Source organism: Synechococcus sp. CCAP 1479/10, from assembly GCF_019038515.1.
Lineage (GTDB): Bacteria > Cyanobacteriota > Cyanobacteriia > PCC-6307 > Cyanobiaceae > Cyanobium.
Genome location: NZ_JAFKRJ010000047.1, coordinates 109,500 through 123,835, shown reverse-complemented (window position 1 = coordinate 123,835; position 14,336 = coordinate 109,500). Strand labels below are relative to the sequence as shown.

Genomic DNA, 14,336 nt, shown 5'->3' with positions numbered 1-14,336 from the left:
GGGCGGCGCTCATGCCGGAGCGATCATGCCGGGGCCGCGGGCTGGGCCTCCATGGCGCCATCGGCCGGGGGCCGTCCCCAGCCGAGCTTGCGTTCCAGCTTGCGGATCATCTTGCCGGCCAGGTCCAGGCCGGTGGCGGTCTCGATCCCCTCGAGTCCCGGGCTGGAGTTCACCTCCAGCAGCAGGGGGCCGCGGTGGGAACGCAGGATGTCGACGCCGGCCACATCCAGCCCCAGGGCCTTGCAGGCCTTGACGGCCATCTGCTTCTCCGCCGCTTCCAGCTGCACCGTCCGGGCCGTTCCCCCCTGGTGGAGGTTGGCCCGGAACTCACCCTCGGCGGCCGTGCGCTCGATGGCGGCCACCACCTTGCCGCCGACCACGAAGCAGCGCAGATCCGTGCCGCCGGCCTCCTTGATGAACTCCTGCACCAGCAGGTTGGCGTCGAGGCTCTGGAGGGCATTGATGACGCTCTCGGCCGCCTTCTGGGTTTCGGCCAGCACCACGCCCTTGCCTTGGGCCCCCTCCAGCAGCTTCACGATCAGGGGGGCACCGCCCACCATGCGGATCAGGTCCACCGTGTCGAGGGGGGAATCGGCGAAGCCCGTGACGGGGGTGTTGAGCCCGGCGCGGACGAATTCCTGGGACGCAAAGAGCTTGTCGCGGGAGGCGGTGATCGCCTGGGCACTGTTGAGCGACGGCACCCCCATCGACTCGAACTGCCGCGTCACGGCGCAGCCGTAGAAGGTGACGCTGGGACGGATGCGGGGGATGACCGCATCCACCGCGCCGAGCACGTCACCGCCGCGGTAGTGGACCTCCGGGTTGCGGGGATCCAGGCGGATGTAGCACTGACGGATGTTGAGGAACCGCATGTGGTGGCCCCGTTCCTCGCCCGCCTCGATCAGGCGCCGGTTGCTGTAGAGATCGGGGTCGCTGGCCAGCAGCACGATCCGCAGGCCGGCATCGCGCGGGCGGACATGGGCATAGAGGGCCCGGCTCTCCTCGGTGCTGAGGCTGCGCAGGTGGTGGCTGCCTTCCGGGTCCACCAGGATCCGGCCCACCATCGCCTGGCGACCGAGAAGCATCCGATACCCCATGGCATCCCGGTTGGCGAGGGTCAGCTCCACCTCCCAGCTCTGCTCGCCGAGCACCAGCCGCTCCCGGATCACGTAGCGGTTCTCTGAGACGCCGCTGGTGTTGCGCACCTCCCGCCGAGCCACCACCGGGGCCTCGTGGCGCACCACCACGACCCGATCACCCTGCAGGGGATGCACCTCGAAGCTCACCCAGGGGCACCCGTCGCGCTCGAAGGGCACGATGTTGGTGGCGTGGAGGGCGGAGGTGGCGGCACCGGAATCCACCCGGGCCTTGATCGCCGGCAGCCCGGCGTCCGGGAAGCTGCACCACTCCTCGCTGCCCACGATGATCTTGCCGTCGACGCTGTCCATGGCTCCGGGGCGGGTGGCGTGGGACGGGCCCACGAACCGCCATGCTCGCCGGAGCTTTCCGGCTTGTCGACAGGGCCCTCGTCGACAGGGCCCCAGGCGAGGGGGACGGTGGCGGCGCTCAGCGGCCGCCGCCTGAGCCTGGCGAAAGCCGGCGGAGCAGCTGATCGCACTTCTCCCGCTTGCCGAGGGTGGAGCCGAAATCGCCGAACAGGATGTCCATCGCCGGCATGGTCCTGGAGCCGGTGGCACAGGCATGGCGGTGCTGGAACACAAAGCGCAGCCAGTGCTTGGCCACCGGCGACAGCGGGTCGAGGTGGTGCTTGGCCACCATGTGGTCAACGCTTCTCCTGACCCAGTCACTGGACCAGCGGAGCTCGAAGAACGGCCTGTCGGACGGAAGCAGGTTCGCAGGGGAGGGGGGGATGTAGCTCACCCGGCTGGCCGGCTCGAACACCATCGAGCCACCGCTTTCCGCCACGGCGATCGAGAAGTCCGTCTCCTCGGCCATGCTCAGCAGCGCCTCGTCGAGGGGCCCGTTCTGCGCGAAGAAGTCCGTGCGGACCAGAACGCAGTGGAACTCGTTGAGTTCGGTGGGACCGGCCACCAGGGGCTGGTTCACCTTGGCCAACGGCAGATGGTTCCAGGGGCGCCGTTCGGTGAGCCAGCGGCGCCCCTGCCCCATGGACCTCCACAGGAGTTGGCCACCGGCGTGGTGGACGACGCTGAAGGCCTCATCCTCAAACGTCAGGGGGCAGACGGCGGTACAGCCGTGGCGCTCGGCGCAGGCCACCAGGGTCCCGAGCCAGCCGGGGGTGACGATCACATCGTTGTCGATGAAGACCAGGTACTTCGTTGTGACGTGGGGCAGGGCCAGGTTGCGGGCGGCATTGGGGGAGAGGTGCTGCTCGCTGCGAATCAGGCGGAAGTTCCCTTGCGCCGCGCGACGCTGCAGTGCCCCGGCCAGGTCGGCCGGTGAGTTCCCGTCGATGTAGATCAGCTCGTACGGACGGTCGGTGTTCCGTTCGATGGAATCGAGCGATCGCAGCGCATCGCTGAACCGTTCACGGGGAACGACAACCACCGTGACGTCGCCAGGGCCCATGGTCTGATCACTTTCGACGTCATTCCTACAGGACATCCCCGGCTTCTGTCGGTGGCATCAGCCCCGGTTCCAGACGATCCAGCAGGCTGGGGGCTCTGTGCGGGCGATGGTCATGGCGGATGCTCCCTATCTGGTGGCGCTGGCCCTGCTGGAGCAGGAAGGGACGCGGGCCCTGCCCCTGAACGGCAAGTCCCTGGCGGTGGCGGCGGCTGAAGCGGCGGAACCCGGCGACGACGGCCGCACCCTGGTGCTGGAGCTGCTGCTTCGCCTCTGGCAGCGCAGCGAGGAGGGCGCCCTGCGGCGGGCCGCCGGGGACGGCAGCCTGCTGCTGGTGGAGCTGCCGCTGGAGGCCCTGCAGGAGCCGTTGCCCCGGCTCAAGGCCCGCTGGGTCGGCGGCGGCGCCACGGCCGATTTCCATACGGAACTGGCCGCCCTGGCGATCCGGGGCTGGCGGGTGTCGATCGCCCGCTATGAGCCTGTGCGCTTCACCGCCTGGCCCTGAGGCGCGCTCTCCGGTGACGCCGGAGCCGGCGGGACGGCCGGTGGGGGAGCGGCTGAACCGCAGAGCTCGTCCACGAGGCGGAAATAGACGGCGGGATCCCGGCGGGCCATCACCCGGGCCTCGGCCTCGCGCTGCCAGCGGGCCCCGTCGTAAAGCCGGGCCAGGTCGCGCTGGTCGCGGCGGCTCAGGCCCCGGCGCAGGTCCTCCTCGCCCAGGAACGGGGCGCCCCGCAGGCAGCGCGACTGGACCCCGTGCCACCCCTCGTGCAGCAGGGTGTCGGCGAGGTTGCCGCGGGGACAGACCACGATGCGGCGGCTCTCGCGCAGGTAGAGCCCGTACAGCCCTCGCTCGGCGCAGCGGGGGTGGCTGCCGAGCACGCTGAAGCCGCGCTGCTCGAAGGCCTCCACCAGCCGCTGGTACGTCCAGCTGTTCGCCTGGGCAGCCGAGGGAGCGAGCAGCGCCATGGCCAGCGGCCAGAGGGTGAAGGGTCCCGGCTTCCGCCGTGTCATCCAAGCGTGAGCAGGTGGCCGTGGCTGTGGAACGTATCTCAGCAGGCCATCAGGATGGGGTGCGCTGCGACAACCCGCTACGGCCATGACCTCCCCCCCCGCCCCAGCGGCCGACGACCGGCTGGCCGCGCTGCAGCAGGAGTTCGAGCACGACGCCAGCTTCAGCCAGGTGTTCGTGGTGCTCACCGTGGGGGCCACCCTGATCGCCACCCTCGGCCTGCTGGCCAACAGCCCCGGGGTGGTGATCGGCGCCATGGTGGTGGCCCCCTGGATCATGCCGCTGCAGGCAATGGCCTTCGAGATCCTGCGGGGGCGGCTGCCGATGTTCCTGCGGGCCCTGCGCACTCTGATGCTGGGGGTGGTGATCTGCGTGCTGCTGGCGATGGCGGTGGGCCATCTGGTGGCGTTCCCGAGCTTCGGCAGCGAGGTGATGAACCGCACCAGCCCCAACCTGCTGGATCTGGGGGTGGCCCTGGTGGCCGGGGCGGTGGCGATGTACGCCAAGCTGCGCAGGGACGCCATCTCGGCCCTGGCCGGCCTGGCCATCGCCGTGGCCCTGGTTCCGCCCATGTGCGTGGTGGGGATCCTGCTGGCCTCCTCCGACTGGATGCAGGCCTACGGCGCGCTGCTGCTGTTCGCCACCAACCTGCTCGGGATCATGGTGGGGGCGATGGCGTCCCTCGGGACCCTCGAGAAGGTGTACCGGCGCCGGCTGTTCCACAGCCGCCTGGGCCTCACCAGCGTGGCGCTCACCGCCCTGCTGGTGATTCCCCTGGGCAGCAGCTTCTTCCGCCTGGTGAACCAGACCCGCCAGGAGAACAAGGCCCAGCAGCTGGAGGCCGCCATCGAGCAACGACTGCGCAGCAGCACGATCACCCTCGGCGGCGATCCCGCCATCGACATGGTGGGCCTCAGCATCGACTGGCAGCAGAACCCACCGCTGATCCGGGCCCGGGTGCGGGTGACCGATCCGGACCTGCCGACGGCAGGGCAGGTGTCCGCCGTGCAGGAATTCATCAACAAAACCCAGGCACCGCTGCGCTTCCGGCTGGTGATGCAACGCACGGCGGTGGATCTGATCGGCCCGGACACCCCACCCAACCCCCCCGAGCTGGAGGTGCTGCCGCCGCCCCCCGTGCCGCCGCTGCCGCGCGGACAGGAGGTGGAGGCCCCGGACGAGACACCTGAGGGGGCCGGCCCGACGTCCCAGTAAGCAGTAAATGTATGGAACAACACGTTGCCAGCCCCGTGCCCCTTCCCCACCAGCGGACCCTCGCACGCCTGCGTCGCGCCGGCCTCCCGGGGGGGCTCGGCGTCCTGGCACTCGGCCTCAGCGCCTGCGGCTCCGGCGGCGGCGGTCTGCCCTCGCTGAACGGGGCCGGGGCCTCCTTCCCGGCGCCCGCCTACCAGCGCTGGGCCGCCGACTACAAGACCGCCAAAGGCTCGCTGGTGAACTACCAGTCGGTGGGGTCCGGGCAGGGGGTGCGCTCGTTCCTGGCCGGCTCGGTGGATTTCGGCGCCACCGACGAGTCGCTCAGCGACGAAGACTTCAAGGCCGGCACGGCCGGCAAGCGCGGCGCCGTGCAGATCCCCATGCTGGGCGGCACGATCAGCCCGGCCTACAACAATCCCGACTGCTCCGGTCTCAAGCTGACCCAGGCCCAGCTGGCCGACATCTTCCTGGGCAAGATCACCAACTGGAGCGCCCTGGGCTGTCCCGACCGGCCCCTGACGGTGGTGCACCGCTCCGATGGCTCCGGCACCACCTTCAACTTCACCAACGCGCTGGCCTGCTTCTCGGAGGAATGGAAGAAGAAGGTGGGCGTCGGCAAGGCGGTGCAATGGCCCGTGGGTCTGGCCGGCAGGGGCAATGAGGGCGTGGCCGGCGTGATCCAGAACACCGCCGGAACGATCGGTTACGTCAACCAGGCGTACCTCCGGGGCACCGTGAAACCGGCGGCGCTGCAGAACAAGGCAGGAAAGTTCGTTCTGCCGGATGCCAGCTCCGGAGCGGCGGCCCTCAACAACATCAAGCTCGATGAGCGCCTGGCTGGCGAGGACTGCAACCCCGAGGGGGCGGAGAGCTACCCGATCGTGGCCTTCACCTGGATCCTGGCCTACCAGAGCGGACAGGGAGAACAGAAGGCGGAAGCCGTGCGCACCTTCCTGCTCTGGGCCCTGGAGGAGGATCGCCAGAAGCAGGCGGCCGAACTGGGCTTCGTCCCCCTCAGCGGCGATGTGCTGAAGCGGGCCCGGGATGAGGTGGCCAAGATCAAGGACTGATTCAGGCCGGTATCGCCGCCGAGACTGGCAACGGTTCGGTTTGCCATGATGACCGCGAGTTCCAGGGATCCGGCCACCAAGCCGGACCCCAGGCCCCTGCTGCGGCGCCTCTGGTTCTTTGGCCGGGTGGGCCTGGTGCTGCTGGCCATCGAAGCCTGCCGGGTGCTGGTGCACCAGGAGCACTGGGAGGTTCTGACACCGAATCCCCTGTTCTCCGCCCTGGTGGCCTCGGAGGTGTTCCTGCTGGGCTTCCTGCTGAATGGGGTGCTGACGGATTACAAGGAAGGGGAGAAGCTGCCCGGTGAACTGGCCGCCGCCCTGGAATGCCTCGCCCTCGAGGTGCAGGGCCTGGGGCTGCGGCAGCCGGAGGCCGAGCTGCAGGGAACCCTGGCCCTGCTGGCGGACTTCAGCGAAGCGCTGCTGGCCTGGATGCGGGAGGCGGGGCCGACCCTGCTGCTGGAGCTGGCCCACATCCGCCGCGGCGTGCAGCGCATCGACGTGATCCGCTCCACCACGTTCGTCCCCTCCGTCTATGGAGTCGCCTACATCGGCACCGGGGTGCTCATCGTCGGGCTGGTGCTCTCCCGGATCGAGCCCTTCGCCGAATCCCTGTTCTTCATCGGGGTGATCTCGCTGCTGTTGATCAAGCTGCTGCTGCTGATCACGGATCTCGACAACCCGTTCGGGGCCAGCCAGGCGCAGTCGGTGGAGAACGTCTCGCTGCACCCCGTCACCGATGCGGTGCAGCGGCTGCGGCGGGTGGCGGAGCCAGGCCCAACGAGCTAATCAAGTAGCGTTGATCTATTCAGCGGGGCCATCGCATGGACGAGGACAGGGCCGTGCTGGCCCGGTTGTCGCTGCTCGACCGCTACCTGCCGCTATGGATCCTGCTGGCCATGGTCGGCGGCCTGCTGCTGGGTCGCTTCTTCCCGGCCATCCAGGCCTGGCTCGATGCCGTGCGCATCGGCAACACCTCCCTGCCGATCGCCCTGGGACTGCTGCTGATGATGTACCCGGTGCTGGCCAAGGTGCACTACGAGGAGCTGGGCCAGGCGGCGCAGGATCGGCGGTTGCTGCGGCTGTCGTTGCTGCTGGTCTGGGGCCTGGGGCCGGCCCTGATGTTCGTGCTGGCCTGGCTGTTCCTGCCCGGCCAGCCGGAGTTCCGCACCGGCCTGATCCTGATCGGTCTGGCCCCCTGCATCGCCATGGTGCTGATTTGGATCGATCTGGCCCGGGGCGACCGGGAGGCGGCCGCCCTGCTGGTGGCGATCAACGCGATCATCCAGGTGCTGGCCTATGCCCTGCTGGGTGGCTTCTACCTGAAGGTTCTGCCCGGCTGGCTGGGGCTGGCCACCCAGGACGTGGCCTTCTCGATGGTGGAGATCGCCGCGGCGGTGCTGGTGTTCCTGGGGCTCCCTCTGCTGGCCGGCTACCTCAGCCGCCGCATCGGCCTGCGCCTCAAAGGCCCCCGCTGGTACGAGCAGCGCTTCATCCCGTTCATCAGCCCGTTTGCGCTCTACGGCCTGCTGTTCACGATCGTGGTGATGTTCGCCCTGCAGGGCCAGGCGATCACCTCCGATCCGCTCACGGTGGCCGCCGTGGCCGTGCCCCTGTTGCTCTACTTCGCGATCATGTGGAGCGTGGCGTTCGCGGTGGGCCGCCGCAACGGGCTCAGCTATCCGAAAACGGCCACCCTGGCGTTCACCGCCGCCGGCAACAACTTCGAGCTGGCCATCGCCGTCAGCATCAGCGTCTGGGGGGTCAGCTCCCGCCAGGCCCTGGCCGGGGTGATCGGGCCGTTGATCGAGGTGCCGGTGCTGGTGGCCCTGGTGTACGTATCGCTGTGGCTGCGGCGCCGCTTCCCGGCCCGGACGATCGCCTGAACGGCCCGGCTCAGGCTCAGCCGGCCAGGAGTTTCCAGGCGGCGATCACCAGCACCGCCCCGATCAACTGGCGCAGCAGAACGGCCGGCAGGGCCAGGGGCACAAAGACATCGCGGCGGAAGTGACCGGCGACGACGAACTGCAGCGTGCCGACGCTGGCCACGAGCACGTTGAGCACCAGGGCGATGGCGCGGATCTCGGGTGCCGGCACACCCGCCAGGGCCAGCACGGCGATGTAGCCGGAGGCGCCGGCATGGCCCACCGAGGCCTAGAGAAAGGCCACCGCCGCCAGGGCGATCAGCAGGGGCGTAGGAGGATGGTCCCGATCCCGGGCACCGGGCAGGGACGCTGCGATGAAGTTCAAGGACTACTACGCCAGCCTGGGGGTGGAGCGCGACGCCAGCGCCGAGGAGATCAAGAAGGCCTACAGAAAACTGGCGCGGAAATACCACCCCGATGTGGCCAAGGAGGAGGGCGCCGAAGAACGGTTCAAGGAGATCAGCGAGGCCTATCAGACCCTCTCCGATCCGGAGAAACGCCAGGCCTATGACGACCTCGGCTGCCACGGCCCCGGCGAAGAGTTCCATCCTTCGCCGGAGTGGGAAACCCGCTTCTCGCGCGGCGCCAGCCAGCAGGAGGTGGACCTGGCCGACCTGTTCGAGCGGATGGGCTTCGGTGGTGGCGGCTTCGGCGGCTTCGCTGGCGGCACCGGCGGGCCCCGGCGGCCGGGGGCGGACTTCCCGATCCGCGGCCAGGACGTGGAGGTGGCCACCGAGCTGACCCTCGAGCAGGCCGCCCGGGGGACGGAGGTGTCGTTCTCGCTCAGCGTTCCGGTGCTGGGGGCCGATGGCCGGGTGGAGAAGCAGAGCCGCAGCGGCCGGATCCGGGTGCCTCGGGGCGTGGTGGAGGGGGAGCGGCTGCGGGTGCCGGGCAAGGGGGGCGACGGCATCGCCGGCGGTGCCCCCGGCGATCTCTATCTGGAGGTGCGGCTGGCGCCCCATCCCCGCTTCCGGGCCGTCGGCCACGACCTCTACCTGGAGCTGCCGATCGCCCCCTGGGAGGCGGCCCTGGGGGCCGAGATCAGCGTGCCCAGCCTGGAGGGCCCGGTGGCGGTGAGCCTCAAGCCGGGGATGCGCAGCGGCCAGAAACTGCGCCTGGCCGGCAAGGGCCTGCCCCAGCGGCGCGAGGGGGCGGGCGATCTCTACGGTGTGATCCAGATCGTGCTGCCCGAAAAGATCGGCGAACGGGAGCAGGCGCTGTACCGCGAACTCGCCGAAGCCTCCGCCTTTAGCCCCCGCCACCACCTCGAAGGACCCATCGATGGCTGACGATCTGCTGATTCCCGACGACGACGAGGGGTGCACCGTCGCCCTCGAGGAGTTGCTGGCCGCCTCCGGGCTGGGCCACGAGGAAGTGATCGAACTGGTGCAGTTCGGGGTGTTCCGCTGCGCCCAGCACGCGCCCGTGTGGACCTTCCACGTCCACACGGTGCGCCTGGCCCGCCGCGCCGCCCGCCTGCGCGACGACTTCGGCCTCAACGTCTCCGGGATGGCCCTGGCCCTCACCTACCTGGAGCGGATCGAGGCCCTCGAAGGGCGGCTGCGGGAGCTGGAATCGCAGTTGCCGCGGTGAGGGGTGGGCCGGGGGGCCCCTACAGCCCCACCTTGCGGCGCCCCCAGGCCATGCCGGCCGCATAGCCGATCGCTGGCAGCAGTAGAGCGGGGTTCAGGGGAATCTGCACCAGCAGAACGATGCCCACCAGCCAGGGGAGCAGCAGCAGGCAGCCGAAGGCCAGCTGGCTGAAGCGGGAACGGCGCGCCAGGCGGCCCGAGCCCTGCACCAGACGGGGCACGCCCTTGCCCAGGCCATAGCCCAGCAGCACGGTGACAGCGGTGAGCAGGATCGCGCCCATGGCGGGGAGGCAGGCCCATGGATTCTGCATCCTGCCGACCTAATGTGGTCACAGAAGTGCCAGAAATCATGGCCGATGTGGTCGCCAATCAGGTGTCGGTGCGGGATCTGAAGACCCACCTCTCTTCATGGCTGGCTCGCGCTCAGTCCGGTGAAGTGGTGGAGGTCACCTCCCACCGCAGGCCGATCGCCCGCATCACCGCTGTCAGGTCAACGGATCCGGGCGCAACCCATCCGCTGCAGGCGGCGATGGACGCCGGCCTCGTCAGCTGGAGCGGCCAGAAGCCTGCCTTCCCCCTTCCGGTTCGTCTCAGCGGCGTCGGCAAAAGCGTCAGTGAGATGGTGCTGGAGGACCGGGGTCAGGGGTGATCCTCTTCTGTGACACCAGCGCCCTGATCAAGCTGCTGATCAGCGAGCCGGGCTCCGATCGGATGCACCAGGCCAGCCTTGAGGCGGAGGCCATCGCGGTGTGTCGGCTCACCTGGGCCGAGGCGATGGCGGGCCTGGCCCGCCGTCAGCGGGAACACCCCGAGGACGCCGCAGCGCTGGAGCAGGCCCGCCAGCAACTGATCCTGAGCTGGGAGCACTGCACGATCGTGGAGGTGACCCAACAGCTGGTTGAAACGGCCGGACGCTTCGCCGATGGCTTCGCTCTGCGGGGCTACGACAGTGTCCAGCTGGCGGCCGCCCACGAACTGGATCGCAGCAGCGATCAGCCGGTCACCTTCGCCTGTTTCGACCGACGCCTGCGGCAGGCGGCCGCTCTGATGCGGCTGGACGTGCTGGCTTGAGATGGGATGGCCTCCGTGCAGCTGGAACAGGGAGCCGGAGCGCGATCGCCAGCGAATGCGCTGTCTACCCTGAAGACGTCGGCTGCCGGCTGGACCCATGGCCACTGGATCGGATCTGGACTGGGCGGATTGCCCTGCCGTGGAGCACGATCCAGGGCGTGTCAGTGGTGCCTGGGTGTTTCGCGGCTCCCGGATTCCGGTGGCGGCCCTGTTCGAAAATCTGGAAGACGGCGTTTCCCTTGAGGAGTTCATCGAGCTCTTTCCTGGTGTCAGCGTCGCGCAGGCCCGGCTGGTTCTGGAGCATGTCGCCCGAAGCACGGCCGCAACGGTGATCTGAATGCGGATCCTGTTTGATCAGGGGACACCGGTTCCCCTGCGCCGTTATCTGGAAGGCCACGTCGTGGCCACGGCCTACGAGCTGGGCTGGTCCACCGTCACCAATGGCGAACTGATCCGGCTGGCGGAGCAGAAGGGTTACGAGCTGCTGATCACGACCGATACCAACCTTCGTTATCAGCAGAACCTCCAGGACCGCAGCATCGCGATCCTTGTCCTGAGCACCACCAGCTGGCCAAGGATTCGACTGGCCACGGAAGCCATACAGGCTGCTGTTGCGTCCACCATGAGCGGCGATTACAGGGAACTGTTGATTCCCTGAAGCCACCCATGGCCCCCGCCCCGCCGCCCCCAGGCGCGCCCCTATTCGCAGACAGGCACGTAGGGCACCGCAATCGTGGCGATCGCGCTCTTTTCGGCAAACGCACCGAGCACCTGCTTGCCGCCCCGATTCACCGTGACGAACCGTCCGGCGAACGTCTCGTCATAGACCGAGGTGGCGGACAGGCCGGCGGCGCGGGCGCGCGTGAGCAGATCGTTCACGGTGCCGCCGGGAATGGCGACGCCGAACGTCGTCCGCACGCCGGCCGAGAAGGCGAAGACCCGCAACGTACCCCGTTCGAACTGGGCCGTGCCGACGATTCCCGCCGGCGCCTTGGGCCCCTTGAGCTTGTAGACGACAGGCAGCGGCGGCCCGCCGAGCTCACAGCCAGGGCCCGGATCGGAGAGCCAGCCGGTGGCGACGGCTTCGGCCCGGCTCATGCCGAGACGCAACGGGCCGATCCCGTCGAGGCGCAGCACCGGGCTGGATCCGCGACCGTCGGCCCATGCCGATCCTGCCGCCAGCAGCAGGATGGACCCAAGGGCCCCAAGGCGTGCAGCGCGAGGCAGCGTGTGGCCGATCCGGCGTGTCATGGTCTGACTGTATGGGCACCAGCTCCGACCCCCGCCTGATCGACGGCCCCGACGACGCGCCGGCCACCGTGCTGCTGGCCCATGGGGCCGGGGCACCGATGGACAGCCCGTTCATGGCGGCGATCGCCGGCGGCCTGGCCGCGGCGGGCTGGCGGGTGGTGCGCTTCGAGTTCGGCTACATGGCCCGGATGCGCGAGACGGGCCGCCGCCAGGGGCCCGAGCGGATGCCGCTGCTGCAGGAGGCGTTCCGCCAGCAGGTGCGGCTGGAGACGGGCGAGAGCCCGCAGCGGCCGCTGTTCATCGGCGGCAAGTCGATGGGCGGGCGTGTGGCCAGCCTGCTGGCGGATGAACTGGCCGCCAGCGATGGGGTGCGGGGCTGCCTGTGCCTGGGCTATCCCTTCCATCCGCCCGGCAAGCCGCTGCAGCTGCGCACCGAGCACCTGGCCGCCCTGTGCACGCCCACCCTGATCCTGCAGGGGGAACGGGACACGTTCGGCCGCCGCGAAGAGGTGGAGACCTACAACCTCTCGCCGGCGGTGCAGCTGGGCTGGATCTCCTCTGGCGACCACAGCTTCAAGCCCACACGGAGTTCGGGGCTCAGCGAGGCGGAGAACTGGGGGGCGGCGGTGGTGTGGAGCGATCGGTTTGTGCGGGGGGTGGTTGGGGGGTGATCCTTGCGGCCAGGGAGAACGTCCTCGCGGCTCAGCTTGTCCGGCAAATCCTGAGCTGCCCGATCGCTTGCCTTGGTCGTCGTGGTTGAGAACTTGGCTCTGTCTGCGGTGTTATCCGGACTTACCTGACAGCAGCTTCTCGATCAAACCAATCACGCGTTCTTCCAGCTGATCGATACGCCGCAACAGCCGCGCTTCCGTTTGTGCCAGAGCTTCCTCGCTGACGCCGCCACGACCAGCTCTCGCTACCGACAACGAGCGTGCAGGGGCGGGCCAGGCGCCATTCGCAAACACGGAGCTCAGATGGTCCCAGGTTTTCTTTTTGGTGGGAGCTGGTCCCAGGGCGGCCTCCAGATGGGCATGGGCCGCTGCGGCCGTGCGGAAGCGGGCCTTGAGGGCCGCCGGATGGCATTGGTCCTTCGGCAGCAAGGGCTGGGGGGACTCACTCAAGGCACCGATGGCCTCCGCCGGGGCGATTTCCTCCACCAGCTGGCGGATCGCGGCGTTCTGTTGGCCCACGGTGCGGAACAGATCGGCATCGCCCTTGGCCATGCGCGCCATCAGCTCGCCGAAGCGATCGCTCAGTTCCCCCATCAGCCCTCTCTTCCTCCGCGCAGCAGGCGGCGCATGCGCTCGATCAGCCTTGTGATGCTGAAGATGCTCCAGTAGCCGGCCTCATCCTTGGCGGCATCAAGCTCTTGCAACAGGCCGTCGAGGGCCTGTTGTTTGTCCTCAAAGGCCTCCAGCTCCCGGTGCATGTCCTGGGCGATGCGGAGGGCCTCCGCCTTTTCCTGGCCCAGGGCCATCAACCGGCCCTCATAGCTGCGAAGGGTCTCCAGAAAACGCTCGCGAGCCACCGTGAGCTCCCTGGAGCGGCGTTGCAACTGGGCCCTCGAGCGGGTGAGGGAGGCGTGGCTGTTGCGCATCGCCTGGTAGTGGTGCTCGATCTGCTCCCGGCTGAGAGCGCTGAGATCGGCGGGGAAATCCCTGGTGGAGCGGATGCCTTTGCAGGCCAGTGGGGCTTGGGCTGGATCGGACGCCACCGGCGTCGATGCAGGGTCTGGCAGGAGGAGGCTCAGCTCCCCTTGCTCGCTATTGGTCATCGGATCAGAGACGCGACCTCCAGCACAGCACCGGAGACGGATGGATGGCCAGCACAGGCCTTGGGCCGGTCATGAATCGATTCACAGGTCTCCGATCGCGATGCCGGAATGGACCCGGCGGCAGGCCAGCTCAGCGGCCAGCCGGCGACGGCGCAAGTCCGCGCTCAAGATGATTGGCGTTTATGCCAGGGCCATAATTTCAACCGAGACATTCATCCCTGACAGAGCCCCCGGCTGTCGGACCCACGCGCACCGGACCAGCGCCGGCCCTCCTGGATGAGCCGCCTGGCGGCCTAGTCCCTGATCCAGCCCCGGGCGTTCGCCAGCCGCAGCGCCTCCTGCACCGCCTCCACACAGCGATGGGCCCGGCGCTTCACGTCGTCCTGGCTTTGCGCACGCATCACGTAGGCCTGCATCGCCTCCGGCGTTTCGATCACGGCCAGCAGGCCCTGGGTGCGGCCGCCGATGGTGGGATCGGCCAGCAGGCGGGTGATCAGATTGTGGTCCCAGAGGCGCTGGCCCTGGGAACCGGGGGCGAACAGCTGCTCCTGCAGCACCCCCAGGCACCCCTGCCGGAAGGCCTCAAGCTGGCCGGGCCGGAAACGGCGGCTGTTGGGCAGGCCAGCCGGCGACGCCGAGGGCGCCCCGACGCTGTGCTCCACGCTCCAGCTCAGCCCGGTGCCAGGCAGTCCCACGGTGGTGCGGGGGCCACCGGCTCGGGCGACTGGGATGTTGAAGGACGCCCCGCGGCCCCCCAGGGAGATGGAGCTGAGGCCGCTCTTGCCGAAGTTGAGCCGCAGGGGGCCGAGGCGGGCGCTGCGGCGGAAGCGGAAGGGCATGGGGCAGACACGCTCAGGACACAAGGGGTAGGCAAAGCCTGCC

General features: G+C 69.1%; 21 protein-coding genes. 12 read left to right on the top strand and 9 right to left on the bottom strand.

The window, feature by feature from the left end; all coding sequences use genetic code 11:
* Nucleotides 1-23 precede the first annotated feature (23 nt).
* Together rimK and KUG39_RS15885 are read right to left on the bottom strand one after the other, a co-directional pair.
* A complete protein-coding gene (gene rimK / locus KUG39_RS15890; RefSeq protein WP_216916499.1) occupies nucleotides 24-1,448 on the bottom strand; it encodes a 30S ribosomal protein S6--L-glutamate ligase in 1,425 nt (474 codons plus the stop codon).
* A 118-nt stretch (nucleotides 1,449-1,566) separates the two neighbouring features.
* Nucleotides 1,567-2,550 (bottom strand): glycosyltransferase family 2 protein, encoded by a 984-nt coding sequence (locus tag KUG39_RS15885; RefSeq protein ID WP_216916497.1) that lies wholly within the window; start codon nucleotides 2,548-2,550, stop codon nucleotides 1,567-1,569.
* 112 nt (nucleotides 2,551-2,662) lie between these two features.
* Here KUG39_RS15885 and KUG39_RS15880 point away from each other — a divergent pair, with 112 nt between their 5' ends.
* The gene (locus KUG39_RS15880) at nucleotides 2,663-3,052 is read left to right on the top strand and encodes a DUF8680 family protein (protein WP_216916495.1); all 390 of its coding nucleotides are present in this window, start codon (nucleotides 2,663-2,665) and stop codon (nucleotides 3,050-3,052) included.
* Here KUG39_RS15880 and KUG39_RS15875 read toward each other — a convergent pair.
* Nucleotides 3,019-3,561 carry a hypothetical protein gene (locus tag KUG39_RS15875; RefSeq protein ID WP_216916493.1) on the bottom strand — a complete coding sequence of 181 codons (543 nt, stop codon included), beginning with the start codon at nucleotides 3,559-3,561 and terminating at the stop codon, nucleotides 3,019-3,021. The genes KUG39_RS15880 and KUG39_RS15875 overlap by 34 nt on opposite strands.
* Nucleotides 3,562-3,646: 85 nt before the next feature.
* On the opposite strand from KUG39_RS15875, the gene KUG39_RS15870 reads away from it, so the two are divergent.
* Genes KUG39_RS15870 through arsB form a run of 4 tightly spaced genes read left to right on the top strand, consistent with a single transcriptional unit; the run spans nucleotide 3,647 to nucleotide 7,727 of the window.
* Nucleotides 3,647-4,774 (top strand): DUF389 domain-containing protein, encoded by a 1,128-nt coding sequence (locus tag KUG39_RS15870; protein WP_190611579.1) that lies wholly within the window; start codon nucleotides 3,647-3,649, stop codon nucleotides 4,772-4,774.
* A gap of 35 nt (nucleotides 4,775-4,809) precedes the next feature.
* The gene (gene pstS / locus KUG39_RS15865; protein ID WP_216916491.1) at nucleotides 4,810-5,844 is read left to right on the top strand and encodes a phosphate ABC transporter substrate-binding protein PstS; all 1,035 of its coding nucleotides are present in this window, start codon (nucleotides 4,810-4,812) and stop codon (nucleotides 5,842-5,844) included.
* 48 nt (nucleotides 5,845-5,892) lie between these two features.
* The gene (locus KUG39_RS15860; RefSeq protein ID WP_216916489.1) at nucleotides 5,893-6,630 is read left to right on the top strand and encodes a hypothetical protein; all 738 of its coding nucleotides are present in this window, start codon (nucleotides 5,893-5,895) and stop codon (nucleotides 6,628-6,630) included.
* Nucleotides 6,631-6,665: 35 nt separating this feature from the next.
* Nucleotides 6,666-7,727 (top strand): ACR3 family arsenite efflux transporter, encoded by a 1,062-nt coding sequence (arsB, locus tag KUG39_RS15855; protein WP_286193268.1) that lies wholly within the window; start codon nucleotides 6,666-6,668, stop codon nucleotides 7,725-7,727.
* Nucleotides 7,728-7,743: 16 nt separating this feature from the next.
* Here arsB and KUG39_RS15850 read toward each other — a convergent pair whose 3' ends face one another.
* Nucleotides 7,744-7,989, bottom strand: coding sequence for a hypothetical protein (locus KUG39_RS15850; protein WP_216916487.1), 246 nt, complete (start codon nucleotides 7,987-7,989; stop codon nucleotides 7,744-7,746).
* Nucleotides 7,990-8,080: 91 nt separating this feature from the next.
* On the opposite strand from KUG39_RS15850, the gene KUG39_RS15845 reads away from it, so the two are divergent.
* Nucleotides 8,081-9,055: a DnaJ C-terminal domain-containing protein gene (locus KUG39_RS15845; protein ID WP_216916485.1), complete on the top strand. Its 975-nt coding sequence runs from the start codon at nucleotides 8,081-8,083 to the stop codon at nucleotides 9,053-9,055.
* On the top strand, nucleotides 9,048-9,359 hold the full coding sequence (locus tag KUG39_RS15840; protein WP_190611575.1) for a chaperone modulator CbpM: 312 nt from the start codon (nucleotides 9,048-9,050) through the stop codon (nucleotides 9,357-9,359). The genes KUG39_RS15845 and KUG39_RS15840 overlap by 8 nt, the downstream gene beginning before the upstream one ends.
* A 19-nt stretch (nucleotides 9,360-9,378) precedes the next feature.
* On the opposite strand, the gene KUG39_RS15835 is transcribed toward KUG39_RS15840, so the two are convergent.
* A complete protein-coding gene (locus tag KUG39_RS15835) occupies nucleotides 9,379-9,639 on the bottom strand; it encodes a hypothetical protein (RefSeq protein ID WP_216916482.1) in 261 nt (86 codons plus the stop codon).
* Nucleotides 9,640-9,707: 68 nt separating this feature from the next.
* Between KUG39_RS15835 and KUG39_RS15830 the strand changes: the two genes are divergently transcribed.
* The 4 genes from KUG39_RS15830 to KUG39_RS15815 all read left to right on the top strand — a co-directional run bounded on the left by KUG39_RS15830 (nucleotide 9,708) and on the right by KUG39_RS15815 (nucleotide 11,087).
* Entirely contained in the window at nucleotides 9,708-10,007 is a 300-nt protein-coding gene (locus KUG39_RS15830; protein WP_286193267.1) for a type II toxin-antitoxin system Phd/YefM family antitoxin, read from the top strand.
* Entirely contained in the window at nucleotides 10,004-10,429 is a 426-nt protein-coding gene (locus KUG39_RS15825) for a type II toxin-antitoxin system VapC family toxin (RefSeq protein WP_216916480.1), read from the top strand. The genes KUG39_RS15830 and KUG39_RS15825 overlap by 4 nt, the downstream gene beginning before the upstream one ends.
* 97 nt (nucleotides 10,430-10,526) lie before the next feature.
* On the top strand, nucleotides 10,527-10,766 hold the full coding sequence (locus KUG39_RS15820) for a DUF433 domain-containing protein (RefSeq protein WP_216916478.1): 240 nt from the start codon (nucleotides 10,527-10,529) through the stop codon (nucleotides 10,764-10,766).
* Nucleotides 10,767-11,087 carry a hypothetical protein gene (locus tag KUG39_RS15815; protein ID WP_216916476.1) on the top strand — a complete coding sequence of 107 codons (321 nt, stop codon included), beginning with the start codon at nucleotides 10,767-10,769 and terminating at the stop codon, nucleotides 11,085-11,087.
* A gap of 41 nt (nucleotides 11,088-11,128) precedes the next feature.
* Here the strand turns inward: KUG39_RS15815 and KUG39_RS15810 are convergent, their stop codons facing one another.
* On the bottom strand, nucleotides 11,129-11,566 hold the full coding sequence (locus KUG39_RS15810; RefSeq protein WP_216918373.1) for a hypothetical protein: 438 nt from the start codon (nucleotides 11,564-11,566) through the stop codon (nucleotides 11,129-11,131).
* 125 nt (nucleotides 11,567-11,691) lie between these two features.
* On the opposite strand from KUG39_RS15810, the gene KUG39_RS15805 reads away from it, so the two are divergent.
* The gene (locus KUG39_RS15805; RefSeq protein WP_216916472.1) at nucleotides 11,692-12,351 is read left to right on the top strand and encodes an alpha/beta family hydrolase; all 660 of its coding nucleotides are present in this window, start codon (nucleotides 11,692-11,694) and stop codon (nucleotides 12,349-12,351) included.
* Nucleotides 12,352-12,462: 111 nt separating this feature from the next.
* On the opposite strand, the gene KUG39_RS15800 is transcribed toward KUG39_RS15805, so the two are convergent.
* The 3 genes from KUG39_RS15800 to KUG39_RS15790 form a co-directional block, all read right to left on the bottom strand.
* A complete protein-coding gene (locus KUG39_RS15800; RefSeq protein WP_216916470.1) occupies nucleotides 12,463-12,945 on the bottom strand; it encodes a hypothetical protein in 483 nt (160 codons plus the stop codon).
* Nucleotides 12,945-13,394 (bottom strand): hypothetical protein, encoded by a 450-nt coding sequence (locus KUG39_RS15795; RefSeq protein ID WP_094584980.1) that lies wholly within the window; start codon nucleotides 13,392-13,394, stop codon nucleotides 12,945-12,947. The genes KUG39_RS15800 and KUG39_RS15795 overlap by 1 nt, the downstream gene beginning before the upstream one ends.
* Before the next feature lie 353 nt (nucleotides 13,395-13,747).
* Nucleotides 13,748-14,293, bottom strand: coding sequence for a DUF4236 domain-containing protein (locus tag KUG39_RS15790; RefSeq protein ID WP_216916468.1), 546 nt, complete (start codon nucleotides 14,291-14,293; stop codon nucleotides 13,748-13,750).
* Between the last annotated feature and the right edge of the window lie 43 nt (nucleotides 14,294-14,336).

Coding starts and splice junctions, on each gene's coding strand:
- rimK (WP_216916499.1), bottom strand. CDS start 1,448: ATGGACAGCGTCGACGGCAAGATCATCGTGGGCAGCGAGGAGTGGTGC.
- KUG39_RS15885 (WP_216916497.1), bottom strand. CDS start 2,550: ATGGGCCCTGGCGACGTCACGGTGGTTGTCGTTCCCCGTGAACGGTTC.
- KUG39_RS15880 (WP_216916495.1), top strand. CDS start 2,663: ATGGCGGATGCTCCCTATCTGGTGGCGCTGGCCCTGCTGGAGCAGGAA.
- KUG39_RS15875 (WP_216916493.1), bottom strand. CDS start 3,561: ATGACACGGCGGAAGCCGGGACCCTTCACCCTCTGGCCGCTGGCCATG.
- KUG39_RS15870 (WP_190611579.1), top strand. CDS start 3,647: ATGACCTCCCCCCCCGCCCCAGCGGCCGACGACCGGCTGGCCGCGCTG.
- KUG39_RS15860 (WP_216916489.1), top strand. CDS start 5,893: ATGACCGCGAGTTCCAGGGATCCGGCCACCAAGCCGGACCCCAGGCCC.
- arsB (WP_286193268.1), top strand. CDS start 6,666: ATGGACGAGGACAGGGCCGTGCTGGCCCGGTTGTCGCTGCTCGACCGC.
- KUG39_RS15845 (WP_216916485.1), top strand. CDS start 8,081: ATGAAGTTCAAGGACTACTACGCCAGCCTGGGGGTGGAGCGCGACGCC.
- KUG39_RS15840 (WP_190611575.1), top strand. CDS start 9,048: ATGGCTGACGATCTGCTGATTCCCGACGACGACGAGGGGTGCACCGTC.
- KUG39_RS15835 (WP_216916482.1), bottom strand. CDS start 9,639: ATGGGCGCGATCCTGCTCACCGCTGTCACCGTGCTGCTGGGCTATGGC.
- KUG39_RS15830 (WP_286193267.1), top strand. CDS start 9,708: ATGGCCGATGTGGTCGCCAATCAGGTGTCGGTGCGGGATCTGAAGACC.
- KUG39_RS15820 (WP_216916478.1), top strand. CDS start 10,527: ATGGCCACTGGATCGGATCTGGACTGGGCGGATTGCCCTGCCGTGGAG.
- KUG39_RS15815 (WP_216916476.1), top strand. CDS start 10,767: ATGCGGATCCTGTTTGATCAGGGGACACCGGTTCCCCTGCGCCGTTAT.
- KUG39_RS15805 (WP_216916472.1), top strand. CDS start 11,692: ATGGGCACCAGCTCCGACCCCCGCCTGATCGACGGCCCCGACGACGCG.
- KUG39_RS15800 (WP_216916470.1), bottom strand. CDS start 12,945: ATGGGGGAACTGAGCGATCGCTTCGGCGAGCTGATGGCGCGCATGGCC.
- KUG39_RS15790 (WP_216916468.1), bottom strand. CDS start 14,293: ATGCCCTTCCGCTTCCGCCGCAGCGCCCGCCTCGGCCCCCTGCGGCTC.